Raw genomic sequence first — 22,759 nt, 5'->3', positions numbered from 1 at the left:
CTTGAGGAAATCTTGCGACAGTTCGGAGCGTCACAGCTGCGTCACCACGACGTCGACCGCCCGGGGCCGCCCGGCCGCCACGGGCTGCTCCAGCACCGTGTACTTCACCTCGCGCAGGGCGGCGACCAGCCCGTCGGCGGTGCGCGGTCGGGCCCCGGCGGTGAGCAGGTCGCGCACCAGCCGCCCCTTCGTCGCCTTGTTGAAGTGGCTCACCACCGTGCGGACCGGCCCGGACGGGGTGTCCCGTTCGTGCAGCACCCGCACGGTCACCGTCCGCCCGGCCAGCTCGCCGCGCGGGGTCCACGTCGCCGCGTACGCGCCGGAGCGCAGGTCCAGCACCGGGCCGCGCCCGGCCGCCGCCTCCAGCGCCGGACCCAGCTCCCGCCGCCAGTACGCCGACAGCGCGCCCACGCCCGGCAGCCGAGCCCCGATCGGGCACCGGTACGGCGGGACGCGGTCGGTGAGCCGCACCGCGCCCCACAGCCCGGAGCTGATCAGCACCGACCGGCGGGCCGCCCGCTGCGCCGCCGCCGGCAGCGTGGCCAGGTCGAGGGCCTCGTAGAGCACCCCCGTGTAGAGCCGGCCCGCCTCGGCGGTGGCCGCCCGCTCCAGCCGTGCGTTGCGGCGCAATTCGCCGGCCAGCCCCGGGGTCAGCCCCAGCGCCGCCAGTGCCGCCGCCTCGTCCGGGCCCGCCGCCCCGTCCACGCCCGCGCAGAGCCCCACCAGCGCCGCCAGGACCCGTGCGCGGGCGTCGGTCAGCTCGGGCAGGGACAGCCGGGCCAGGTCCAGCCGCCGGCCCGTCCCGGCGTCGGCCTTGCCCTCCGAGGGCGGCAGCAGGATGAGCATCGCCTCACGACTCCTCGCGCACCCGGCGTCGTGCACGCCGGTCGGGCCAGCGTACGCACCCCGCTCAGCGCCACGGCCGCACGGCCGTCTCCGGGTGGTACACGCGATAGCGGCCGACCTCGGCGAGCAGCGCCGCCCCGCCGCGCGGGCCGAGCAGCTCCCGCAGCCGCCGGTCGGCCGGACCGTCGGCCACCAGCACGTACCCGGGGCGGTCGGCGAGGGCCACCTGCCGCCAGTACGGCCGGTACCGGTTCTGCCCCGGCATCAGCCGCCCGTCGAGCACCCCGCACCGCACCTCCTCCGCCGTCTGGAAGACGAGCCGGTTGCACGTCCAGTACTCGCCGTACACCGCGCGCAGCCCCGCCCGGCGCACGACGTCGGCGAGCTGGCGGGCCTGCCGCTCCTCGACGCGCAGCGGCCCGAGGCCCGCCAGGAACAGGCCGGTGGCGGCCAGCGCGGTGGCGGCCAGCCCGGCCAGCGCCGCCGTCGCCGACGCGCCGGCGAGCCGCCCCGCCGCGCCCGTCGTGCCCCGCCAGGCGTGCCGCGCCGCCACCCACAGCGGCCACAGCGCCACCGGCAGCGACAGCTGGAGCACCGACAGGTAGCGGGCGTTGTTCAGCGGATCGGTGGCGGCCAGCGGGCTGCGCACGTACGCCGCGAGGGTCAACCCCGCGCCCGCGACCAGGGCGAGCTGCGCGGCCGGCCCGACCCGGTCGCCGGCCGGCCCGGCGGCGGCCCGCCGGTACGCGACCAGCGCGAGCACCGCGGCGGCGGCCAACAGCAGGGGATAGCACAGCCCGAACCACTGCTGCCACCGGGCGCAGCCGCCGGCCGGGCACAGCCCGGTGGCCAACGGCACCCCCTCCAGCAGCCCGCCGTGCAGCCGCTCGGCCAGCGGCGGCGACGCGCCGGCCTCCCCGCTGATCCGCCGGACCACCGACAGCGAGTCCTGCCCCGGCGGCGCGCGCAGGCTGTCGACGACCAGCGGGGCCGCCCCGAGGACGACCCCGGCCGCCAGCGCCGCCCCGCACCGGCCGAACAGCTCCCGGCGCAGCACCCAGGCCAGCAGCAGGACGGCCGCCGCCAGGTACGGCACGATCAGCCAGTCCGACCAGACGGCGAACCCGGCCAGCAGCCCCGCCGCCCCCGCCGCCAGCGGCCGGGACCGCACCCGCCCGTCGGCCAGCCCCACCGCCACCAGCAGGATCGCCAGCACCGCCGGCTTCACCTCGGGCCGCCCGCCGACCGCCTGCAACTGGTCACGCAGCACCCGCTCCGGGCCGAGCGCGAGCAGGCCGACGACCAGCACGGCGAACCACGGCGCGCAGATCCGGCGGGTCAACCGGTACGCCAGGAACACGAACAGCGCCCACAGCGCCAGCACCGGCAGCCGCAGCACCGCCCAGCTCGGCCCGGCGACGGCGACCAGCGGGGCCGCCAGGTACGCCTCCGCCATGCCCATGTAGCGCTGCCCGTACAGGAACACGGGGTGCTCCCGGCCGGCGGCGATGTGCAGCGCGGCCAGGCCGAACGTGGCCTCGTCGCTGTTCGACACGGGCACGGTGAGCAGCGTGAGGACCAGCCGGTAGCCGAACCCGGCCAGCCCGAGCAGCAGCGCCGCCAGCGCCGGCCGGTCGAGCGCCGGACGCCACCGCCCACGGTCCCGCACAGCTGTCGACACGACCAACGCCCCCGTCGTCGCCCCGACCGGAGTGTGTCACGCGCCCGGGGCGGGCCGGGCCGGATCGCCGCAGACCGGGGGCGGGCGGCGGCCACCGGCGCAGCCGGCGGCTCGCGTGGCCGACCTCGCCGCCGTGTGGCAGGGTTGCCGTGTGCCACCGACACCCGCCGGCGAACTGGCCGTACCGAACCTGCACCGGGCCGCGCGGTTCGAGGACGCCGTGCACAACCTGGTCGAGCGCCGGCTGCGGCGCACCGGGTGGCAGACCAACATCATCGCGTACGCCGGTTACGGCGCCCCCGGCTGGGCGCGGGTGCTGTGCCGGGTGCTGCTCGGCCGCCCCGACACCCGGTCCCGGCAGCGGCTGGAGAAGGTGCGCGGCTGGCGCAGCTTCGCCACCCTGCCCGCCAAGCACGTGACGGTCACCATCGAGGCCGGCGGGGTGACGCACGAGGCGAAGGCCGACCGCAGCGGCTTCGTCGACACCGTCGTCGAGGCCGACCTGACCCCCGGCTGGGCGTCGGTGCGCCTCGGCGTCGCCGACGCCGAGCCGGTGGAGGCGCTGATCCGCGTCCTCGACCCGACCGTCCGGTTCGGCATCCTCTCCGACATCGACGACACGGTCATGGTGACGGCCCTGCCGCGCCCGCTGCTCGCCGCGTGGAACACCTTCGTCCTCGACGAGCACGCCCGCGCCGCCGTCCCCGGCATGGCGGTGCTCTACGAGCGCCTCGTCACCGCCCACCCCGGCGCGCCCGTGTTCTATCTCTCCACCGGTGCGTGGAACGTCGCGCCGACGCTGACCCGGTTCCTGTCCCGGCACCTCTACCCGGCCGGGCCGCTGCTGCTCACCGACTGGGGGCCGACGGCCGACCGGTGGTTCCGCAGCGGCCGGGAACACAAGCGGGCCACCCTGGCCCGGCTGTCCCGGGAGTTCCCCGACGTGCGCTGGCTGCTCATCGGCGACGACGGCCAGCACGACCCGGAGATCTACCGCGAGTTCGCCGCCGGGCACCCCGACAACGTGGCCGGCGTGGCGATCCGCCGGCTGTCGCCCACCCAGTCGGTGCTCGCCGGCAGCCTGCCCACCCCGTCGGGCAGCTCCTCGTCGGGCCCGGTGGGGCAGAAGTGGCTCTCCGCGCCGGACGGCGCGGGCCTGTGGAAGCTGCTGCGCGACGCGGGCCTGGTCTGACCGTCGCGGGGCTGGTCTGACCGTCTCCACCCGACACCGGCTGGCCCGGCCCGTGGGCCGGGCCAGCCGGTCGCCCTACGTCACCAGCCGGTGGTGAGCTGGCTGCGGGCGCTCAGCAGACCCGCCGAGGCGCCGGGATACAGCCACAGGATCCCCGTCGAGTTCTCCCGGGCGACGACGTCGGGCTTGCCGTCGCGGTTGAAGTCGGTCAGGCCGAACGAGGTGTAGCCGGCCCAGCCCACGCCGACCTGGCTGATGTTGGCCGCCGGGAAGTCGTACAACCGCAGGAGGCCGGTGCTCGCCGCCCGGGCGTAGACGTCCGGCGTGGCATCGCCGACGACGTTGGCGATGCCGTACGGGGCGAAGTCGGTCGACCAGCCGTCGCCGACGTCCACCCGGGCGCTCGTGCCGCCGGCGAGGTCGCCGGGATACACCCACAGGTCGTTGGTGGACCCCGCCGTGATCACGTCCTGGAAGCCGTCGCGGTTCCAGTCGGCCACCCCGTACGGGCGGTAGTTGCACCACTGGTTGCCGAGGAAGGTCGGCGTGGCGCTCAGGTCGTCGGCCGTGCCGAGGAAGACCTGGAGCTCGCAGGAGGTGTTGTCGCGGACCACGATGTCCTGGTTGCCGTCGTGGTCCCAGTCGGCGATGCCGAAGACGGTGAACTGGTGCCACCCGGTCGACATCAACCGAGGGGTGCCCAGCTGCGCGTTCTGCTTGCGGTGCCGCCACAGGTTGCCGTCGGTGTCGGCCGTGTAGATGTCCGTCTCGGTGGTCCCGGTGCCGGGCGGCGTCCAGGTGGTCGAGCCGAACGGGGTGCGCGCGCCGGCCGCCGGCGCCGTGTTGCTCGCCCCCACCTGGGTCGGGGTGAGCGCCCGCTTCCACACCTGGAGGTTGCTGATCATCCCGGCGTAGTAGGCGGTGGGCTGGCCCTGGTAGAGGTAGCGGCCGACGACGAACTTGCCGCCGCTGGGCCACGTCGGCGTCGCGGTGAACTGGGCGCTGCCCTTGAGCACCCCGTTGACGTACAGCGAGATCGTCCGGGTCTTGGCGTTGAAGGTCGCCACCAGGTGCGTCCAGACGCCGAGCGCCGTCCCGGCCGGGGTCACCACCTGGGTGTACGACCAGCCGCTGTCGGCGTTGCCCATGCCGAAGCGCCACGTGTTGTCGCTCGTGTTGTTCCACAGCAGGAAGCGCGACGCGTTGGCGCCGTCCTCGCTGGCGATGACCCCGCCCGCCGCGGTCGGCTTGGCCCAGACCGAGATGCTGAACGACTTCGTGGTGTCGATCAGCGGGCTGTTGACCGTCAGCGCCCCGTCGCCCGTGGGATTCACGGCGGTACCGGTCTCGTCGGTGTTCATGATGAGGGCCGGGCTGAACAGGTCGTCGCTGCGCCAGTAGGCGTCGCCGCCGGAGGCGGTCAGCGTGCTGCCGCCGGTGACGTCCGTCGCGGTCGTGACCGCCCCGTCGCCGGTGTCGTCGAACTTCCAGGTGTGGTCCGAGGTGATCAGGGTCTGCTTCGGCTGCGCCGTGACGGTGGCGCCGCCGACCTGGAGGCCGGTCACCAGCCAGGCGGTCGTGGCGGCGTCGGCGCCCACGGTCCACAGGTCCACGGTGCCGTCGCCGTTGATGTCACCCGCGCGCAGGCTCAGGTTGCCGCCGGTGTTCCAGCCGGACGCCGCGAGGGTGCGGGCGGTGTAGGTGAGCTGCCCGGTGTCCTGGCTGAACGCGAGGCCGGTCCACAGGTGCAGCGCGCCGGTGGTCCGGTTCCACAGGAACATGGCGGTGCCGTCCGACGCCTCGGCGGTGGCGATGCGCCAGTTGTTCCAGTCCGTGCCCCCCGTCGGGGTCGACGCGGTGGTGTGCTGGGTGCCGAGGTAGCCGCCGGGGATGCCGAAGTTGGGATAGTAGGTGAGGAAGTAGCCGTTGGCGGTGTCCCCGCTGGTGCCGATCAGGTCGGGGTAGCCGGAGCCGGCCTGCCGGCTGTCGCCGGCGTTGGCGAGCTGGATCGGCGGTTTGCCGTTCGGGTCGTCGAGCAGCGAACCCTCGATGCCGAACTGGTTCTCGACCCGCTCCGGGCGCAGCACCGAGCCGTCGCCGTTGCCGGCGATCAGCTCCGCGCGGAAGGGGTTGGCGGCCGGGTAGTAGACCAGGACGTCCTGGAAGCTGCCGCCGAGGAAGCGACCGCTGACGACCTGGGCGCCGTCGAAGTCGGACGGCGAGTTCGTCCCGGAGACGCCGTTGCCGCGGGCGCCGATGTTGCTGATGTTCGGGTTGACGCCGGCCGCGCCGTTGTTCTCCGCCAGCCAGATCCCCGCCGCGAGGTTGTTGGTGGAGCCCACGTTCAGCAGGTCGGCCCGGCCGTCACCGGTGAGGTCGCCGTCGGCGGCCGGAGTGGCCGGGGGGACGGCGTTGAAGGTCAGGGTGTCCGTCTCGCCGAAGTTCTGGCCCGCCGCCGTGACGCTGGTGACGGAGAGCGTGTTCGTCAGCCGGGTGGGCCGGACGGGGATCGTCGCGTTGCCACCGGCGTCGGCGGCGACGGTCACCGGCGGCGCGGCGTTCAGCTGGTAGTTGTAGGCGGTGGGCAGCGTGCCGCTCTCCGGCGGCGCGACGGTGAAGCTGGCCTGGACGCCGACGGTGGTCTGGGCGGGCGGCGTGATCCGCGGCGGTCCGGCGCGGGTCGCGTCGAAGGTGAACCGACAGGTCGCCGACCAGTTGCTGGGGGTGCGGAAGTCGGTGGCCTGGACCTGCCAGGCGAAGGTGGTCGGCGCGCCGTTGCTGGTCCCGGTGACGCCGGCGGCGGCGGCGAGGGTCGCGCGGGGCACGACGTACACGGCGGTGCTGCCGGACGAGTACGTCAGCAGGTTCGGGTTGGTGTTGACCAGCAGCGTCCCGGGGGTGCTGGCCTTCCACAGCTTGAAGGTCACGCCGAGGGTGCCGCGGTTGGTGTCGGAGACCGGTGCGTAGAGCGAGACCGAGGTGTCGCCGACGACGGTGGGGCTGGCGGCGGCGCAGGACGTGGTGGGTGAGGTGGTCATCCCCGTCGGGGTGTTGGGCTTGTGGTTGTAGCGGATGGTGAGGGTGGGGCTGGTTTCGAGGAACTCCTTCCAGCTCTGGGTGTCGCTGGCCTCGTTGGCGGCGACCATCCACAGGGTGCGGGTGGGCTTCTTTGCGGTGACGTCGGCTTCGATCTGGTTGGTGACGTCGAAGGAGACGGCGTCGGCGTCGCAGCCGGTGTAGCCGTAGGCGAAGCTCCTGGAGGCCACGACGCTGCCCTTGGTGACGCCCTCCCAGTGGTTCCAGGTGGCGTTGGACGAGCTCAGGGTGGTCGCGGGGGCGTAGATGTTGACGGTCTTGGCGGTGCAGTTCCACGACTTGGTGTTGGTGATCTTGAAGATGGCGTCGTGGATCTCGGCCCCGGCGAGGGTGCTGTAGGGGATCGGGAAGTTGACCAGGGTCTGGGAGCGTTGGCTGCCGGAGTTGCCGACCTGCATGCGCCCGATGAGGTCGGGGGTGTCCTTCCAGAAGTTGGTGGACTGGTGCTGGTAGGAGATGGTGGCCCAGCCGGACATCTTGGGCCCGACGGGGGTCCAGTTGAACGTGGGGTCGACGTAGACGGGGTAGACGGTGTCCGGGTCGTCGAGCAGCTTCCGGTCCGGGGACAGGCGCAGCGTGCCGGGGGAGATCCGTACGCCGATGGGGGCGCTCTTCGCGGTCCGGCCCGGCGCGGTGGCGCTCGACGCGGTGGCCTGTGCGGTGGGGTTGGTGGTGGAGTCCCACATGGTGGGGGCGGGTGCGGTGAGGACGGGGTGGCCGGTGCGGTCGTGGCCGGTGATGTTGCCCGCCGCGTCGGCGGTGAGCGTGACGCCTCTGGTCGACGTGGTGAGGTCGAGGGTGGTCAGCTTGGGGTGTCGGGCGGCGTGGCGGTTCTTGACGACGAAGACGTGGGAGAAGCCGCCGTCGGCGGTGACGCGGACGGTGAGGTCGACGCCGGGTAGCACGTCGGGGTAGGTGGCGGTGGGCCCGGACAGGACGGGCTTCGGCAGTGTCATGGGTGCGGTGAGGGTGAGGGCGCGGTCGCCGCTGGTGAGTTCGGCGAGGGGGCCGGTGCCGCCGGGGGAGAGTCGGACCTGGTTGGTGGTGACGGTTGGGGTGATGCTGCCGTCGGGGTGGCGGAGGAGGGTCGGGTCGAGGGTGCGCCACTGTCCGTCGATGCGGGTGCGGGTGGGTGTGGCGGTCTGGGTCAGCTCGACGGTGCCGTCGGGTCGGGCGGTCATCGTGGAGGTGGAGGTGCCGGCGGCGGTGGCCTCGACGGGTCGGCCGGTGCGGCGGGCCTCGGTCATGGCGCGGTCCACGCCGAGCGGGCCGGTGGCCGGCTTCGCGGCGGGCGCCGACGACGCCGCCTCGGCGGCCGGCGCGGGCGTCAGGCCGGTCGCGGTGCCCGCCGCGGCGAGGCTCAGCGCGACCACCGAGCCGAGGGCCTTCGACCTGATTGTCCTGACAGGAGGGCTGTTCGTGGACATGGAGTGGTTTCTCCCCCGTGTTCGTGTCCGGCGGACGCGGTTTCGCGTCCGGTGGGCGGCCACAGTGAATCAGCCCGAGCGGCCCCGGGGAACGCCGAACATCACATTCGGTTGTCCCTTTCGGACTCACTGTGGCGCTTTTGATCCGCGCGCCACCCCCTATCGTTACCTCGCCGTGACCTTCTGCCTGGGGGAACGTGAAACATTGTTCGCGCCACGCGGGTGCTCGTTCGGGCACGCTGCGTGGCTTTCTGTCTTCTGCGGAGTGGAGTGGGCATGGTCGAGCACGGGGGCACACGTCTGTTGACCGGGTCGAGACGGATGGTCGCGGTGGTCGCCTCGGCGGCGCTGGTGGCGGGGCTCTGGTCGGGCGCTCCGGCCGCCGCGAAGCCGAAGGGTGAGGGTGCGGCGAAGCCACCCGCGACGTCGCCGGGTCCGTCGGTGAAGGGCGTCAAGCCGTTGCCGACGCGGTTCGTGACGCCGCGCGACGATGCGAAGTCGACCCACCGGCCGTCGAGGACGGTGTGGCCCAACGCCGCGTCGGCACAGGTCGAGCTGGGTGCGCCGCAGGCGCTGTCGGCGGGATCGCCGAAGGCGCGGGCGGCGGGCACCCCGGTGTGGGCGCAGCCGGTGATGGTCAAAAGCGGACAACCCGCCGGGCCGAAGCGGCTCGCGGTGACGGTCGCCGACCGCAAGGCCGCCGAAGCCGCCGGTGTCGACGGCGTGCTGCTGTCGGTGACGCCGGACCGGTCGTCGGGCGCGGCGCGGGTCGGCGTGGACTACGCGGGCTTCGCCGAGGCGTACGGCGGCAACTACGGGTCGCGGTTGCGGCTGGTCCGGCTGCCCGAGTGCGCACTGACCACGCCGAAGGCGGCGGAATGCCGCACGGCGCAGCCGCTGGCGTCCACCAACGATCCGGCGGCGCGGACCGTCTCGGCCGAGGTGCCGATGACCGCCTCCGCGTCCGGCGCGCGCGTGGTGCTGGCGGCGGTGGCCGCGGCCGGCGAGGAGGGTGGCGCGGGCGGCACCTACGCGGCCACCGACCTCAAGCCGTCCGGCTCGTGGACCGGCGGCGGGAACACCGGCTCGTTCACGTACTCGTATCCGGTGACGGTGCCGCCGGCGGCGTCGGACCTGGTGCCCACGGTGGCGCTGTCCTACGACTCGGGCAGCGTCGACGGGCAGACCGCGTCGACCAACGCCCAGTCGTCGTGGGTGGGCGACGGATGGTCGACGCCCCGGTCGTACGTGGAGCAGACCTTCGCCTCCTGCATGGACGACCCGGGCGGCAGCGCGTCGCCGGTCAAGACCTATGACCGGTGCTACGACGGGCCGATCCTGACCCTGTCGCTCAACGGGTCGTCGACGTCGCTGGTGTGGGACGCGGGCGACAGCAAGTGGAAGCCGGAGTCGGACAACGGCGAGGTGGTCACCCACGTGGTCGACTCGAACAACGGCACCGGCACCTACAACACCGACTACTGGCGGGTGACGCTGCGCGACGGCACGGTCTACGAGTTCGGCCGTAACCGGCTGCCGGGCTGGACGTCGGGCAAGGCGGAGACGAAGTCGGTCGACCACACCCCCGTCTACTCGCCGCACTCGGGGGACCCGTGCTACAACTCGGCCGGGTTCTCCTCGTCGGTGTGCACGATGGCCTACCGGTGGAACCTCGACTACGTCAAGGACGTCCACGGCAACGCGATGGCCTACTACTACCAGCAGGCCACGAACTTCTACGGCCGCAACAAGGGCGCCACCGACGTGTCGTACGTGCGCGACAGCAACCTGTCGCGCATCGACTACGGCTTCACCGACGGCAACGCCTACGGCACCGTGCCGAACCGGGTGGTGTTCACCACCGGCGACCGCTGCCTGTCGGGCACGTGCCAGCCGCTGAACTCGGCGAACAAGGCGAACTGGCCGGACGTGCCGTTCGACCTGATCTGCAACTCCGGCACCGACTGCGACAACTGGAGCCCGTCGTTCTTCTCGACGGTCCGCCTGACGTCCATCGAGGCGCAGCAGTACGACACGGCCACGTCGGCGTACGAGCCGGTCGACTCGTACGCCCTGTCGCACACCATGCCGGCCACCGGCGACGGCACGTCGCCGACGCTGTGGCTGACGTCGGTCGTCCGCACCGGCCACGACACGGGCGCGGGCGGCTCGACGGCGGCGATCACCCTGCCGTCGGTGTCGTTCACCGGGATCAAGCTGCCCAACCGGGTCGACACGGCCGGCGGGCTGCCGAGCTTCTACCGGCAGCGCATCGCCACCATCACCACCGAGACCGGCTCGGTGATCTCCCCGAGCTACGAGCTGCCGGTGCCGTGCACCGCGCCGGTGACGACCGCCCCGGCCACGAACACCAAGTCGTGCTACCCGGTCTACTGGACCCCCGACGGGTTCGTGAACCCGAAGCTGGACTGGTTCCACAAGTACGCGGTCACCCGGGTCACCTCCACCGACCCGACCGGCGGGGCACCGGCGCTGTCGACCAGCTACAGCTACCTCGGCGGGGCGGCCTGGCGCTACGACGAGAACGAGGTCGTCAAGGCCAAGTACCGCACCTACGGGCAGTTCCGCGGGTACGCCAAGGTGCGCACCTTCAGCGGCGACGGCGTCAACGACCGCCGCACCCAGTCCGAGGTCGCCTACCACCGCGGCATGAGCAAGAACAACTCCACCACCGTGGTCAACCTGACCGACTCGGCCGGCGGCGTCCACGAGGACGTCGACGAGCTCGCCGGCAGGGAGCTGGAGACGACCCAGTATCTCGGTGAGGGCGGCCGGGTCGACTCCTCCACCATCACCTCCTACTGGGTGTCCGGGGCCACCGCCACCCGCTCGCGCACCGGCCTGTCGGCCCTGACCGCACAGTGGGTCGCGCCGATCAAGACGTACGCGCGGCAGGCGGTGACCAGCGGCGCGTCGCTGACCTGGCGCTACACGGCCAGCGACAACAGCTACGACGCCAACATCGCCAGCGCCACCTTCGGCGAGCTGAAGCACACCTACACCTACACGGTGCCGGTCAACACCGCGTACGACCAGTGCACCAGCTACACGTACGCCCCGGTCAACGCTGGCGCCAACCTGGCCGGGCTGGTCAGCCAGACCGAGACGGTGTCGGTGGCGTGCGGCGGGTTCACCCAGGGCAGCCCCGTCTCCGAACCGGGCAGCGTCAACACGCTGACCGCCCCGGCGACGGTGAGCCGGCCGGCGCAGGTGGTCAAGGTCGAGCGGAACTTCTACGACGACCCGACCTTCGCCACCACGTTCCCGCAGGCCGCCGCCCCGACCAAGGGCGACGTCACCCTCACCCAGGTCGCCAGGGACCACACCGCCGGCGCCTACGTCTGGCAGACCAGCGGGAAGACCACCTACGACACGTACGGCCGCGTCGTCGACGAGTACGACGCCAAGAACAACAAGACCAGCACCGGCTACACCATGAACGCCGCCAACCTGGTCACCGGGACCTCGACGACCAACGCGCTGCTCCAGACGTCGTCGGCCACGATCAACCCGAAGCGCGGCGGCATGCTCACCAGCACCGACGCCAACAACGTGGTGACCCGGCAGCAGTACGACGCCCTGGGCCGCGCCACCGCCGTCTGGTTGTACAACCGGGCGACCAGCAGCAACGCCAACCAGAAGTTCACCTACACGGTGTCCAAGACCGGCGTCACGGCGGTGACCAGCCAGAAGCTCAACAACTCCAACGGCTACCAGACCTCGATCACCCTCTACGACGCCCTGCTGCGCAGCCGGCAGACGCAGACGGTCACCCCGCAGGGCGGCCGGATGATCACCGACACGTTCTACGACACCCGGGGCTGGACCAGGGCGTCCTACAACGGCTGGTGGGACGACGCGACCACGCCCGCCGTCACCACGCCGGTGTCGGCGGCGACCCTCGGCAAGCAGGTGCCCCACCAGACCTTCACCACCTACGACGGCCTCGGCCGCGCCATCGTCACCACGGCGGCGAAGAACGGCGTCACCGTCTCCACCACCACGACGATCCACGCCGGAGACCGCACCACGGTCGTGCCGTCCACGGGTGGCGTGGTCAAGGCCACCGTCACCGACCCGCTGGGCCGGGAGAAGGAGCTGCACGAATACCAGGCCCGCCCGACGGTGACCACCCCGGCGGACACCTTCACCGGCGACTTCACCGTCGCCGGCGGCACCGCGACGACCAGCACGTACGCCTACGACAGCCGCGGCAACCAGGCGACGCTCACCGACGCCGACAACAACGTGTGGACCTCGACCTACAACCTGCTCGGCCAGGTCGTGGCGAAGTCCGACCCCGATGCCGGCAACAGCAGCATGGTCTACGACGCCAACGGCAACCTCGTCCAGTCCACCGACGGCCGCACCAAGACCCTGTCGTTCACCTTCGACGCCCTCGACCGCAAGACCGGCGAGTACGCTGCCACCGTGGCCAGCCAGTCGTCGGCGAATCAGCGCGCCGCCTGGGTGTACGACAACAGCAACGCCGTCGTCGGGGTCACCAACGCCGTCGGCAAGCTCACCACCACCGTCGCCTACCGTGACGGCCAGCCCTTCACGACCCAGCAGAAGGCGTTCAACGTCTTCGGCAGCAGCCTCGGGCAGACCGTCACCATTCCCGCCACCGAGGGCACCCTCGCCGGCTCGTACGTCTTCGGGCACTCGTACACCTCGGTGCTGGGCCTGCCGCTGTCCGACACGTACCCGGCCAAGGGCAGCCTGCCCGCCGAGACCGTCCTGCACGGCTACTCCGGCGTGCTGGACCTGCCCACCACCCTCGCGGGCCTCGCCGCCTACACCACCGGCGTCACCTACGACGCCTGGGGCCGGGTCAACCAGCAGAGTATCGGCACCGCCACCAGCGCCGCCTACGTCACCAACACCTACGACACCCACACCAGCCGGCTGACCAACCAACTCGTCACCCGCTCCACGGCCACCCCGGCGACGGTCGACGAGCAGGAGTACAAGTACGACCTGGTCGGCAACATCACCCGTAAGACCAGCAAGCGCCTCGGGGTCACCACCCCTGCGGAGACCCAGTGCTACGGCTACGACGGCCTCGCCCGCCTCACCGAAGCGTGGACCGCCACCGACGCCTGCGCCACCACGCCGACCAACGCCGACAAGACCATGGTCGGCAACAGCATCGGCGCCGGCAGCGCCTACTGGACCAGCTGGACGATCGACCCGATCGGTAACCGCACCCAGCAGGTCGAGCACAACCTGACCGGCGGCACCGACACGACCACCACCTACACCTACGACGGCAACGGGCAGAACAAGCCCCACACCCTGACGTCCACCGCCACCAGCGGCGGGGCGACCGGGAGCACCTCCTACACCTACGACGCCGCCGGCAACACCACCGGCCGCAACGCCGCCCAGGGCAACCAGACTCTCGCCTGGGACGACGCCGGCAAGCTGACCAACGTCACCGGCGGCACCAGTGGCACCAACACCTTCATCTACGACGCCGACGGCAACCTGTTGCTCCAGAAGGAACCCGGCAAGACCACCCTCTACCTGCCGGGGCAGCAGCTCACCCTCAACACGGCCACCAACGCCATCGACGGCAACCGCTACCTCGACCTGCCGGGCGGCGGCAGTTGCATCCGCTCCGGCAGCGGCACGGCCTACACCTTCGCCGTTGCCGACCACCAGGGCACCCCGGCCCTCTACCTCGACAACACCGCGCAGAACCCCACCTGGCGGCAGTACACGCCGTACGGGGCGGCCCGGGGCGCGGCGGTCGCCGTTCCCGACAACCGTGGCTTCCTCAACAAGCCGACCAGCCCGACCGGGTTCACCATCGTCGGCGCCCGTGCCTACGATCCGGCCATCGGGCGCTTCGCCTCCGTCGACCCCCTCCAGGATGCCGCTCAGCCACAACAGTGGAACGGCTACTCCTACGCCAACAACACCCCGGTTACCCTTAGCGACCCGACCGGAATGATCCCTGACGACTGCAAGCATTTTGACTGTTACGGATATAGCCCCGCGACGGGCTGCAAATACGGATGTGGTAGTACCAGAAACGTAGAATGGGGCGAAAGGAGCCGTAAGAGCACCACTCGCGCTAGAATTCATCGAAAGGGCATCAATGCCGGCGGATTTCGGGGACTGGGGCACCGCGGATGCCCTCTCCCGGATTCGTGCCTCAGTAACGAGGAGCGACGGAAGCGGCAAGAGGCCCAGGAATTGCTGGCTTCCAATGAGCGTACGCTCCAGCAAGAAGTGCAAGAGATGAAAGAGTGTAGGGACTCGGATGTCTGCTGGGCTGCATCCGGGGGGCGTGGTAAGCGCAATATCCGTGAGCAGCTAACGGAGGAGGAGAGGCAGGTGCTGAAAGACCGGAAGGACGGCCTTCCGGTGGACGAGAAGGTGTACAAAAGAGCCAAGGCCAAGCAGACTACGAATGAGAAGATCGACTCGCGCAACGGGCAGAAGAGGCAGAGTCACTACGGCGCGGGGGGTAAGAAGAAAGAGGAAGGCGGGGAGAGTGTCAAGTTTGAGGCGCCGGAACCAGGAACTGCGGCGGCGGCCGGTGGGGTAGCGGTCACGGTCGGCGCGGTCGTCGTCTGCGTACTGGTGTGCTGGATCAACCCCGCTCTTGTCTCTTGAGTGTTGATAAAGCCTGTTCTCGGGGGTTGAAGTTGAGTGATTCTAATGTCCCGAGTAGGGACTGGATGTGCAACTACTATTCGATCGGTCTTCCTTTCGGGGAGGGGCAGGGGGACGTAGCTGGGTTGTTGCGCCATGTCGCTGACTCGATCGATGCGCTGCGGGCCGACGGAAGCGTCGAAGTTCTCGGCTTGAACTACAGTGCCGGCGAAGTGAACGAGTTCGGCGAGTGGCCGAGAATGGTTGTCTTCTACGCGATCGAGGGCTGATGCACCGTCGCGGCGGGTGGAGCGGGTGATGAGTGCCTCACTCATGTCGGTGGTTTGTTTGGCCGTGGGCGCCCTTGTCGGTGCCTGCGGCCAGGCGTCGCCGCCGGTCCTGGCGGAGGAGGTGACCGGAGAATGGTGTTCGGGCAGTGGCGATCTTCTGACCGTCGAGGCCGGCGGGAAGTTCGATCTCGTCAGGTTGTCGCGTGACTTCTTCGCGGTCCTGCACGAGGATGACGAGTTCATCGACGGCTACCTCCTTGACCGGGACTACGGGGGCGTGCAACCCGCAGCAGGTAATGGCAGTTGGGCCTTCGGCGAAACTGCGACGTCGCCCCGGGTCCGTCTAGAGTTCGACAAGCTTGGATCATCCGTCAGTCCGTCGTCTGGTGAGCTGATCGTTCGCCGGACGGATGAAGGGGAGGTCGGGCTCTTCGGGTACGAGAGCGACCCCGACGAGGGCTATGCCGTGAGGTTCCTCAAGTGCTGACATCCGGACTGTCAACGTGCGGCGTGTTCGTTCGACGCGATCGGCATGACCGGCGGGTGTCCGGGGTGCTGTGCGCTTGATCCGGTCGGTGTTCGACACGAGCTTCTGGAACGCCGACATCCGTGAGCGCGAGCTGCGGATGTGGGCGGGTCTGGGTCCTGTGGGGTATCGCGTGCGGAACGTAATCGTTTCGATCCTGCTGATGATGGCGGCGGTGGGAACGTTTCTGCTGCTGTCCACCCTGGTCAGTCTTTATCCGGGCACCGGGACGGTGGTTCGCGGGCCGGGCGACCGAGCCGTGCAGGCCACGGGTGGGGCGTGCGTGCGGGTCGGTCCGCTCAGCGGGTACGGCTTCGGGCACTGGTGGGACTGCGATGCCATCCTGCGGGACGGTGACGGAGCAACGCGCGTGGTCCGCCGGGTGGGTCCCTCCGCCCTGACCCCTGACGACCTGGGTCGGACTGTGGAGATCAGGGAAAGCTGCCGCGACGGCGACTGCGAGTACGGCAGGGCCGCCAACCAGTGGCTGGCGGGCCGGCTGCTGGCCGTCGGCTAGCTGGGCTGGTTCCTGATGATCATCCTTGGCGGGAGCGCCGTCGTTGCCGTCGTCAGGGCTGTCCTTGGTGCGCCCAGGCACCTTCGGCTGCACGGCCGCCTGTTCCCCCGCAAAGCAGACGGGTCCGCCGGGTAGAGCGACGGGTGCCTTGTGCCGTGCTCAAATGACGAGTCGATCGATGTGGGGCCGGCACCGGAGCCCGCCCTCGTACGCGGAGGGTGTCATCGTGGGGCGAGCGATTGTGGCAGTCTCCTTCGGACTGCTCCTGATCGTGACGGGTCTGGCTCTCGCGGCCGACTACCGGGGCATCGCGGCCCGGCACATCGAGCTGGCCCAACGCCTCGTGCGCCCGATCGGTCTCGGCGGCAGGACGAGTCGAGCCGACGAGCGACCTCGGGATCGCTTCATCCTGTTCGACCGGGCGTTCGGGATGTTGATGGTGCTGCTGGGTGTGGTGGCCCTGACCGGCAGCGCGTACCTGCTCGCGTCGCAGGCATGAGCGTACCCAGTCGGGGGAGGCCGTCCTCGGCTATCCCTGGCTCCTGGCGATTTTCGTCAACGAGGGCGAGAGCGCGCGGACAGTCTTGGGGAACGCGACGGGTGGACCGTCCGACGGCGGCGAGGGGACAGGGGGACCACGGTGAGCCGGACCTCTGCCGAGGAGACCGCGGCGATGCAGCGCGAGCAGATCGCCGCGTACGAGCGACGTGGGCCGTTCTGGGGCCGGCTGACGCAGCTCGGGGTGGCGGTCGCCTGCGCCGTGGCCATCGTCGTCTCGTGGCTGGTGTTCAACACGATGACGGGCTTCTATTCGGGCACGGGGGTGGTGAAGGCCACCCCGGCAGAGCGTCCGGCGCAGGCCACGGTGGGGGAGTGCCGGCGGGTCGGGCCGGTCAGCGGCGACGGCTTCGGCTACTGGTGGCACTGCGCGGTGACCGTCCGGACCGGCGACGGGCGCGAGGTGCGGATCGTCACCGGCAACTCCGCCGTCACCCCGGCAGACCGGGGCGGGCCGGTCGACTTCCGGGAGGCGTGCTTCGGCAAGGGCAACACCGACTGCCGGTACGGCCGGCCGGCGTCCCGGGTGTGGGCGCTGGCCGTGACGATCCTGGGCATGGCACGGATCGCGCTGACCATCATGCTGGTCCTCGGCGTCTGGTACTCCCTGCTCCGATCGGTCCTCGGCGTTCCGCGCTACTACGCCTGGCTGAACCGCCGCGAGGCGCGGCGCAACCGGGTCGTGCCGCTGCCGGTCATCCTGACGAATCGCCCCGCCCCCTACCCCGGGCCGACGAGCCCGTCCCTGCGGATCACCTTCACCTGTCCCGACGGTCCCCTCGCGGAGTTGTACCGGTCGACCGGGCCGCGGCTGCTGCTCGCCGGTGTCGAGGTGCCCGTGCCCGGCTGGGGCAGCCACGAGTTCGCGGTGCCCGCCGGCCCGAGCAGCGTGCGGGTCGTCGTGCCCTTCGGCGGCACCGACGACTTCGCCGTGGCCGAGCACGAGGTCACGGTCGGCGCGGGCGAGACCGTGGAACTGGAGTACGTGGCCCCGACGGTGCTCGGCCTCTCGGGCAGGATCCGGGTGACGGGGCGCACTGGCTAGGCGCGATACGCGGGTCGATCTCCGAGTGGCACCTGAACTCGCTGCATAGCATCGATGCTATGACGTGGGGTAGCGTGGGGCTCCAACCCGAAGTCCGCGATTGGCTGCGATTGGCTGGAGGGTCTGTCGACAGCACTCTTCGCCAGAGCGGCCTTCTACGTCGACCTGCTCGGGGGACGAGGGCCGCTTCTCGGCGAACCGTACACCAAGCAACTCGACGGCAAGCTGCGCGAGTCGCGGTTCTATCTGGATCGCGACCCGGTCAGGGTGTCCTACTGGATCGCCACGGATCGCCGCATCATCCTGCTGACGGCCCTTCGGAAGACCCGGATGCGGGAGGACCGCGAGGTCGAGCGGGCGCGACGGGCGCTGGAACGATGCGTGGCGGAGCGACACACGGTGCACCAGGGGGCGGAGCGATGAACGATCGGAACGACTGGAACGAACTGCGTGAGCGACGTCTGGCCGAGCCCGGGGCCGCAGACGCCTACGAGGCGGCACGGATCGCCTTCGAGCTCGGGCAGACGGTTCGGGAACTGCGTGAACGAAACGGCTGGAGTCAGACCGAGCTCGCCCGTGCCGCAGGCATGACGCAGTCCGCCGTGGCCCGTTTCGAGGCCGGGGGCACGGTGCCGACCCTGACGGTGCTCGAACGGCTGGCCAGGGCGCTGAACATGAGACTCGACGTCACGTTCGCGCCTCGGGCGGACGCGGCCTGATCCCCGCCGGGCCACGGCCCGCCCGCAGCTCCGGCTGAGCGCGGGGTCAGTCCCGGCGCAGCCAGAGCACGCCCAGCGGCGGCACCCGCAGCGCCACCGACGCCGGCAGCCCGTGCCACGGCACGCCCTGCGCGTGCACCTCGCCGAGGTTGCCCACCCCGGAGCCGCCGTAGTGGTGGGCGTCGGTGTTGAGCACCTCCGTCCACGTCCCGGCGGCGGGCAGCCCGACCCGGTAGTCCTCCAGCGGCAGGGCCGAGAAGTTCGCCACGCACACCAGCGTCGCGCCGTCGGGGGCGATCCGCACGAACGACACCGTGTTGTGGGCGACGTCGTCGCCGGCGATCCAGCGGAACCCGGCGGGTGTGGTGTCCTGCGCCCACAGGGCCGGGGTGTCCCGGTAGACGCGGTTGAGGTCGCCGACGAGGCGCTGCACGCCGGCCCGCGCCGGGTCGTGCAGCAGGTACCAGTCGAGGCCGCGCTCCTCGCTCCACTCCCGGTCGTCGCCCAGCTCGCAGCCCATGAACAGCAGCTGCTTGCCCGGGTGGGCCCACATGTACGCCAGCAGCGCCCGCGTGTTGGCCAGCCGCTGCCAGGTGTCCCCGGGCATCTTCGCCACCAGCGAGCCCTTGCCGTGCACCACCTCGTCGTGGCTGATCGGCAGCACGTAGTTCTCGCTCCACGCGTACGCCAGCGAGAAGGTGAGCTGGTGGTGGTGGTGCTGGCGGTAGACCGGGTCCTTCGACGTGTAGAGCAGGGTGTCGTGCATCCAGCCCATGTTCCACTTGAACCCGAAGCCGAGCCCGCCGTCGGCGGTGGACCGGGTCACCCCGGGCCACGCCGTCGACTCCTCGGCGATCATCACCACCCCGGCGTGGTGCTTGTAGACGGTGGCGTTGACCTCCTGCATGAAGGCGATCGCCTCCAGGTTCTCCCGGCCGCCGTGCTGGTTGGGGGCCCACTGCCCCTCGGGCCGGGAGTAGTCGAGATAGAGCATCGACGCCACCGCGTCGACCCGCAGCCCGTCGACGTGGAACTCGTCGCACCAGTACAGCGCGTTGGCGACGAGGAAGTTGCGCACCTCGCGGCGGCCGAAGTCGAAGACGTACGTGCCCCAGTCGGGGTGCTCGCCGCGGCGCGGGTCGGGGTGCTCGTAGAGCGGGGTGCCGTCGAAGCGGGCGAGGGCCCACTCGTCCTTGGGGAAGTGCGCGGGCACCCAGTCCAGGATCACCCCGACGCCGGCGTTGTGCAGGGTGTCCACGAGGTGCCGGAAGTCGTCCGGGTTCCCGAACCGGGACGTCGGCGCATAGTAGCCGGTGACCTGGTAGCCCCAGGAGCCGCCGAACGGGTGCTCCATCACGGGCAGGAACTCCACGTGGGTGAAGCCCAGCTCCGTGACGTACGCGGTGAGCTGCTCGGCCAGCTCCCGGTAGCCGAGGCCGGGCCGCCACGAGCCGAGGTGCACCTCGTACACGCTCATCGGCTCCTGGTGCGGCTGCCGCCGCGCCCGGCGGGCGAGCCAGTCGGCGTCGGTCCACTCGTACGCCGAGCGGTGCACCACCGAGGCGGTGGCCGGCGGCACCTCCGCGTACGCGGCGAGGGGGTCGGCCTTGTCCCGCCACCGCCCGTCGGCGCCCAGCACCCGGTACTTGTACTTCGCCCCGGCCGGCACGTCGGGCACCAGGATCTCCCACACGCCGCTGGAGCCCAGCGACCGCATCGGCCAACCGTCGTCGGGGTTCCAGCCGGTGAAGTCGCCGACGACCCGCACGCCGCGCGCGTTGGGCGCCCACACGGCGAACGCGACGCCCGCGTCGAGCACCCGCGCGCCGAGGGCCTCCCACAGCCGCTCGTGCCGGCCCTCGCCGATCAAGTGCAGGTCCAGCTCGCCGAGGCTGGGCAGGTGCCGGTACGGGTCGTCGCGCAGCGCGCCGTCGACGTCGAGCCGGTAGTCCAGCACGGTGCCCGGCAACACGACCTCGAACACGCCCGCGTCGTGGACGCGGGTCATCGGGTACCGCTGCCCGCCGACGACGGCGCTCACCCGCCGGGCGCCCCGGCGCAGGGTGCGGATCGTGGTGCGCCCGTCGGCGGGGTGCGCGCCGAGCACGGCGTGCGGGTCGTGCGCGGTGCCGGCGATCAGCTCGTCCATCGGGCCTCGTCCTTGTCAGCAGCAGCAACGGCGTCGGTGGTGGGGGCGGTGGCGTCCGCGGTGGCGGGCCGGCGCACGGTGAACACGTGCGCGGGCTGGAGGTAGGGGTCGAGCCGCACGGCGTTGCGCTGCCCCCAGTCGTAGACCGCGCCGGTCAGCTCGTCGTGCACGGTGAACCGGTCGCCCCAGTCGAGGCCCAGCGCCGGCATGTCCAGGGTGGTGTTGCCCCACTGCACGGTCTGCGAGTCGAACGAGCAGACCACGAGCACCAGGTTGCCGGTGTCGGGGTCGCGCTTGGACCAGCACAGCAGCGCCGGGTTGTCGATGTCGTGGAAGACGAGGTTGCGCAGCCGGTGCAGGGCCGGGTTGTCGCGCCGGACCCGGTTGAGGGTGGCGATGAACGGGGCCAGTGACCGCCCCTGCGCCTGCGCGCCGGCCCAGTCTCGGGGGCGCAGCTCGTACTTCTCGTTGTCGAGGTATTCCTCCGCGCCGGGGCGGGCCACGTGCTCGAACAGCTCGAAGCCGGCGTACATGCCCCAGGAGGGGGAGAGCAGCGCGGCCAGCACGGCCCGGATCTTGAACATCGGCGGGCCGCCGTGCTGCAACGACTCGTGCAGGATGTCGGGGGTGTTGGGCCAGAAGTTCGGCCGCATGTGGTCGGCGGAGGCGACCAGCTCCTCGCAATATTCCCGCATCTGCGCGGCCGTCGTGCGCCAGGTGAAATAGGTGTACGACTGCGTGAAGCCGATCTTGCCGAGCCCGTTCATGATCGCCGGCCGGGTGAACGCCTCGGCGAGGAACAGCACGTCGGCGTCGACCTTCTTCACCTCGGCGATCAGCCAGTGCCAGAAGTCGAACGGCTTCGTGTGCGGGTTGTCCACCCGGAAGATCCGGATGCCCTCGCCGACCCAGTGCAGCACCACCCGCAGGATCTCCGCCCGGATGCCCTCGGGGTCGTTGTCGAAGTTCAGCGGGTAGATGTCCTGGTACTTCTTCGGCGGGTTCTCCGCGTACGCGATGCTGCCGTCGGCCCGGGTGGTGAACCACTCCGGGTGCTCGGTCACCCACGGGTGGTCCGGCGCGCACTGCAACGCGAGGTCCAGCGCCACCTCCAGGCCCTGCTCGGCGGCGGCGGCGACGAAGTCGCGGAAGTCCTCCGGCGTGCCCAGGTCGGGGTGGATGGCGTCGTGGCCGCCCTCGGCCGCGCCGATCGCCCACGGCGAGCCCACGTCGTCGGGCCCGGCGGTGAGCGCGTTGTTGCGGCCCTTGCGGTTGACCCGGCCGATCGGGTGGATCGGCGGAAGGTAGAGCACGTCGAAGCCCATCGCCGCGACCCCGGGCAGCCGGTCCATCGCGGTGGCGAACGTGCCGGAGCGGGCCGGGGCGTCGACGGTCGCCGGGATCGCGCCCTCGGAGCGGGGGAAGAACTCGTACCAGGCGGAGAAGAGCGCCCGGGGGCGGTCCACCCACAGCCGGCGCTCGTCGCCGGTGGTGACCAGCTCGCGCACCGGGTGGGCCCAGAGCAGGTCGGCCAGGTCGAGGGCCGGGGCGACCCGGGCGGGCAGCGCCCGGTCGTCGTCGTCCAGCACGGCCACCGCCGCCTTGACCCGGGCGACGTCGCCCGCCGGCACCACGGCCAGGGCGGCGGTCAGCACGCGTACGCCCTCGGCCAGGTCGTTGGCCAGCTCCGCCGCGCCCTGCCCGGCGGCGATCTTCTTGGTCACCGCGTTCTGCCAGGTCAGGTACGGGTCCTGGAACGCCTCGACGGTGAAGGTCCATTCGCCGACGGCGTCGGGGCGGATGGTGGCGTGCCAGCGGTCGTGGCCGGGCTCCCCGGGGCGCATCCGGGTGAACGGCCGGGCCCGCCCGTCGGGGCCGAGCCAGACCACGTTGCAGCCCAGCGCGTCGTGCCCCTCCCGGTAGGCGCGCGCCGACACCGGCACCGCCTCGCCGACCACCGCCTTGGCCGGGTAGCGACCGCAGGAGACGGCGGGGGAGACGTCTTCGATCGGGAACCGTCCAGTCACCCTGTCAACCTACCTGTGCGAGATCGTCTCGCGCGCGGGCAAGCTCCCCCCGGATCCCG

14 protein-coding genes are annotated in these 22,759 nt (G+C 71.4%); 9 read left to right on the top strand and 5 right to left on the bottom strand.

Features of this window, described 5'->3' with window-relative positions; all coding sequences use genetic code 11:
• Positions 1 to 30: 30 nt before the first annotated feature.
• Together yaaA and HDA31_RS18945 are read right to left on the bottom strand one after the other, a co-directional pair.
• Positions 31 to 846 (bottom strand): peroxide stress protein YaaA, encoded by an 816-nt coding sequence (gene yaaA / locus HDA31_RS18950; RefSeq protein WP_178064156.1) that lies wholly within the window; start codon positions 844 to 846, stop codon positions 31 to 33.
• 64 nt (positions 847 to 910) lie between these two features.
• Entirely contained in the window at positions 911 to 2,527 is a 1,617-nt protein-coding gene (locus tag HDA31_RS18945) for a hypothetical protein (protein WP_178064157.1), read from the bottom strand.
• Between the two features lie 151 nt (positions 2,528 to 2,678).
• On the opposite strand from HDA31_RS18945, the gene HDA31_RS18940 reads away from it, so the two are divergent.
• Positions 2,679 to 3,719: an App1 family protein phosphatidate phosphatase gene (locus HDA31_RS18940; RefSeq protein WP_074476020.1), complete on the top strand. Its 1,041-nt coding sequence runs from the start codon at positions 2,679 to 2,681 to the stop codon at positions 3,717 to 3,719.
• Between the two features lie 80 nt (positions 3,720 to 3,799).
• Here the strand turns inward: HDA31_RS18940 and HDA31_RS33055 are convergent, their stop codons facing one another.
• Positions 3,800 to 8,242 (bottom strand): LamG-like jellyroll fold domain-containing protein, encoded by a 4,443-nt coding sequence (locus HDA31_RS33055; RefSeq protein WP_178064158.1) that lies wholly within the window; start codon positions 8,240 to 8,242, stop codon positions 3,800 to 3,802.
• Between the two features lie 276 nt (positions 8,243 to 8,518).
• Between HDA31_RS33055 and HDA31_RS18930 the strand changes: the two genes are divergently transcribed.
• The 8 genes from HDA31_RS18930 (at position 8,519) to HDA31_RS18895 (ending at position 18,524) form a co-directional block, all read left to right on the top strand.
• Positions 8,519 to 14,890, top strand: a complete 6,372-nt coding sequence (locus tag HDA31_RS18930) for an RHS repeat-associated core domain-containing protein (RefSeq protein ID WP_246384536.1) — start codon at positions 8,519 to 8,521, stop codon at positions 14,888 to 14,890.
• 65 nt (positions 14,891 to 14,955) lie between these two features.
• Positions 14,956 to 15,159 (top strand): hypothetical protein, encoded by a 204-nt coding sequence (locus HDA31_RS18925; protein ID WP_178064159.1) that lies wholly within the window; start codon positions 14,956 to 14,958, stop codon positions 15,157 to 15,159.
• 16 nt (positions 15,160 to 15,175) lie between these two features.
• Positions 15,176 to 15,646, top strand: a complete 471-nt coding sequence (locus HDA31_RS18920) for a hypothetical protein (protein ID WP_178064160.1) — start codon at positions 15,176 to 15,178, stop codon at positions 15,644 to 15,646.
• Positions 15,647 to 15,734: 88 nt separating this feature from the next.
• Complete coding sequence (locus tag HDA31_RS18915; protein WP_178064161.1) at positions 15,735 to 16,202, top strand: DUF6346 domain-containing protein; 468 nt, start codon at positions 15,735 to 15,737, stop codon at positions 16,200 to 16,202.
• A 241-nt stretch (positions 16,203 to 16,443) separates the two neighbouring features.
• Positions 16,444 to 16,701 carry a hypothetical protein gene (locus tag HDA31_RS18910; RefSeq protein WP_178064162.1) on the top strand — a complete coding sequence of 86 codons (258 nt, stop codon included), beginning with the start codon at positions 16,444 to 16,446 and terminating at the stop codon, positions 16,699 to 16,701.
• A 141-nt stretch (positions 16,702 to 16,842) separates the two neighbouring features.
• Positions 16,843 to 17,805 carry a DUF6346 domain-containing protein gene (locus HDA31_RS18905; RefSeq protein WP_178064163.1) on the top strand — a complete coding sequence of 321 codons (963 nt, stop codon included), beginning with the start codon at positions 16,843 to 16,845 and terminating at the stop codon, positions 17,803 to 17,805.
• Between the two features lie 99 nt (positions 17,806 to 17,904).
• A complete protein-coding gene (locus HDA31_RS18900) occupies positions 17,905 to 18,228 on the top strand; it encodes a type II toxin-antitoxin system RelE/ParE family toxin (protein WP_219825093.1) in 324 nt (107 codons plus the stop codon).
• On the top strand, positions 18,225 to 18,524 hold the full coding sequence (locus tag HDA31_RS18895; RefSeq protein WP_091280308.1) for a type II toxin-antitoxin system RelB family anti-toxin: 300 nt from the start codon (positions 18,225 to 18,227) through the stop codon (positions 18,522 to 18,524). Before HDA31_RS18900 ends, HDA31_RS18895 begins: the two co-directional genes overlap by 4 nt.
• 46 nt (positions 18,525 to 18,570) lie before the next feature.
• On the opposite strand, the gene glgB is transcribed toward HDA31_RS18895, so the two are convergent.
• Positions 18,571 to 20,673 carry a 1,4-alpha-glucan branching protein GlgB gene (glgB, locus tag HDA31_RS18890; protein ID WP_178064164.1) on the bottom strand — a complete coding sequence of 701 codons (2,103 nt, stop codon included), beginning with the start codon at positions 20,671 to 20,673 and terminating at the stop codon, positions 18,571 to 18,573.
• On the bottom strand, positions 20,661 to 22,700 hold the full coding sequence (locus tag HDA31_RS18885) for an alpha-1,4-glucan--maltose-1-phosphate maltosyltransferase (protein WP_178064165.1): 2,040 nt from the start codon (positions 22,698 to 22,700) through the stop codon (positions 20,661 to 20,663). The genes glgB and HDA31_RS18885 overlap by 13 nt, the downstream gene beginning before the upstream one ends.
• Positions 22,701 to 22,759: the final 59 nt, after the last annotated feature.

This window comes from Micromonospora carbonacea, from assembly GCF_014205165.1.
In the GTDB taxonomy this organism is placed as follows: Bacteria; Actinomycetota; Actinomycetes; order Mycobacteriales; family Micromonosporaceae; genus Micromonospora; species Micromonospora carbonacea.
The sequence above is the reverse complement of the archived record's forward strand: the minus strand, read 5'-3'. Positions and strand labels throughout refer to the sequence as shown.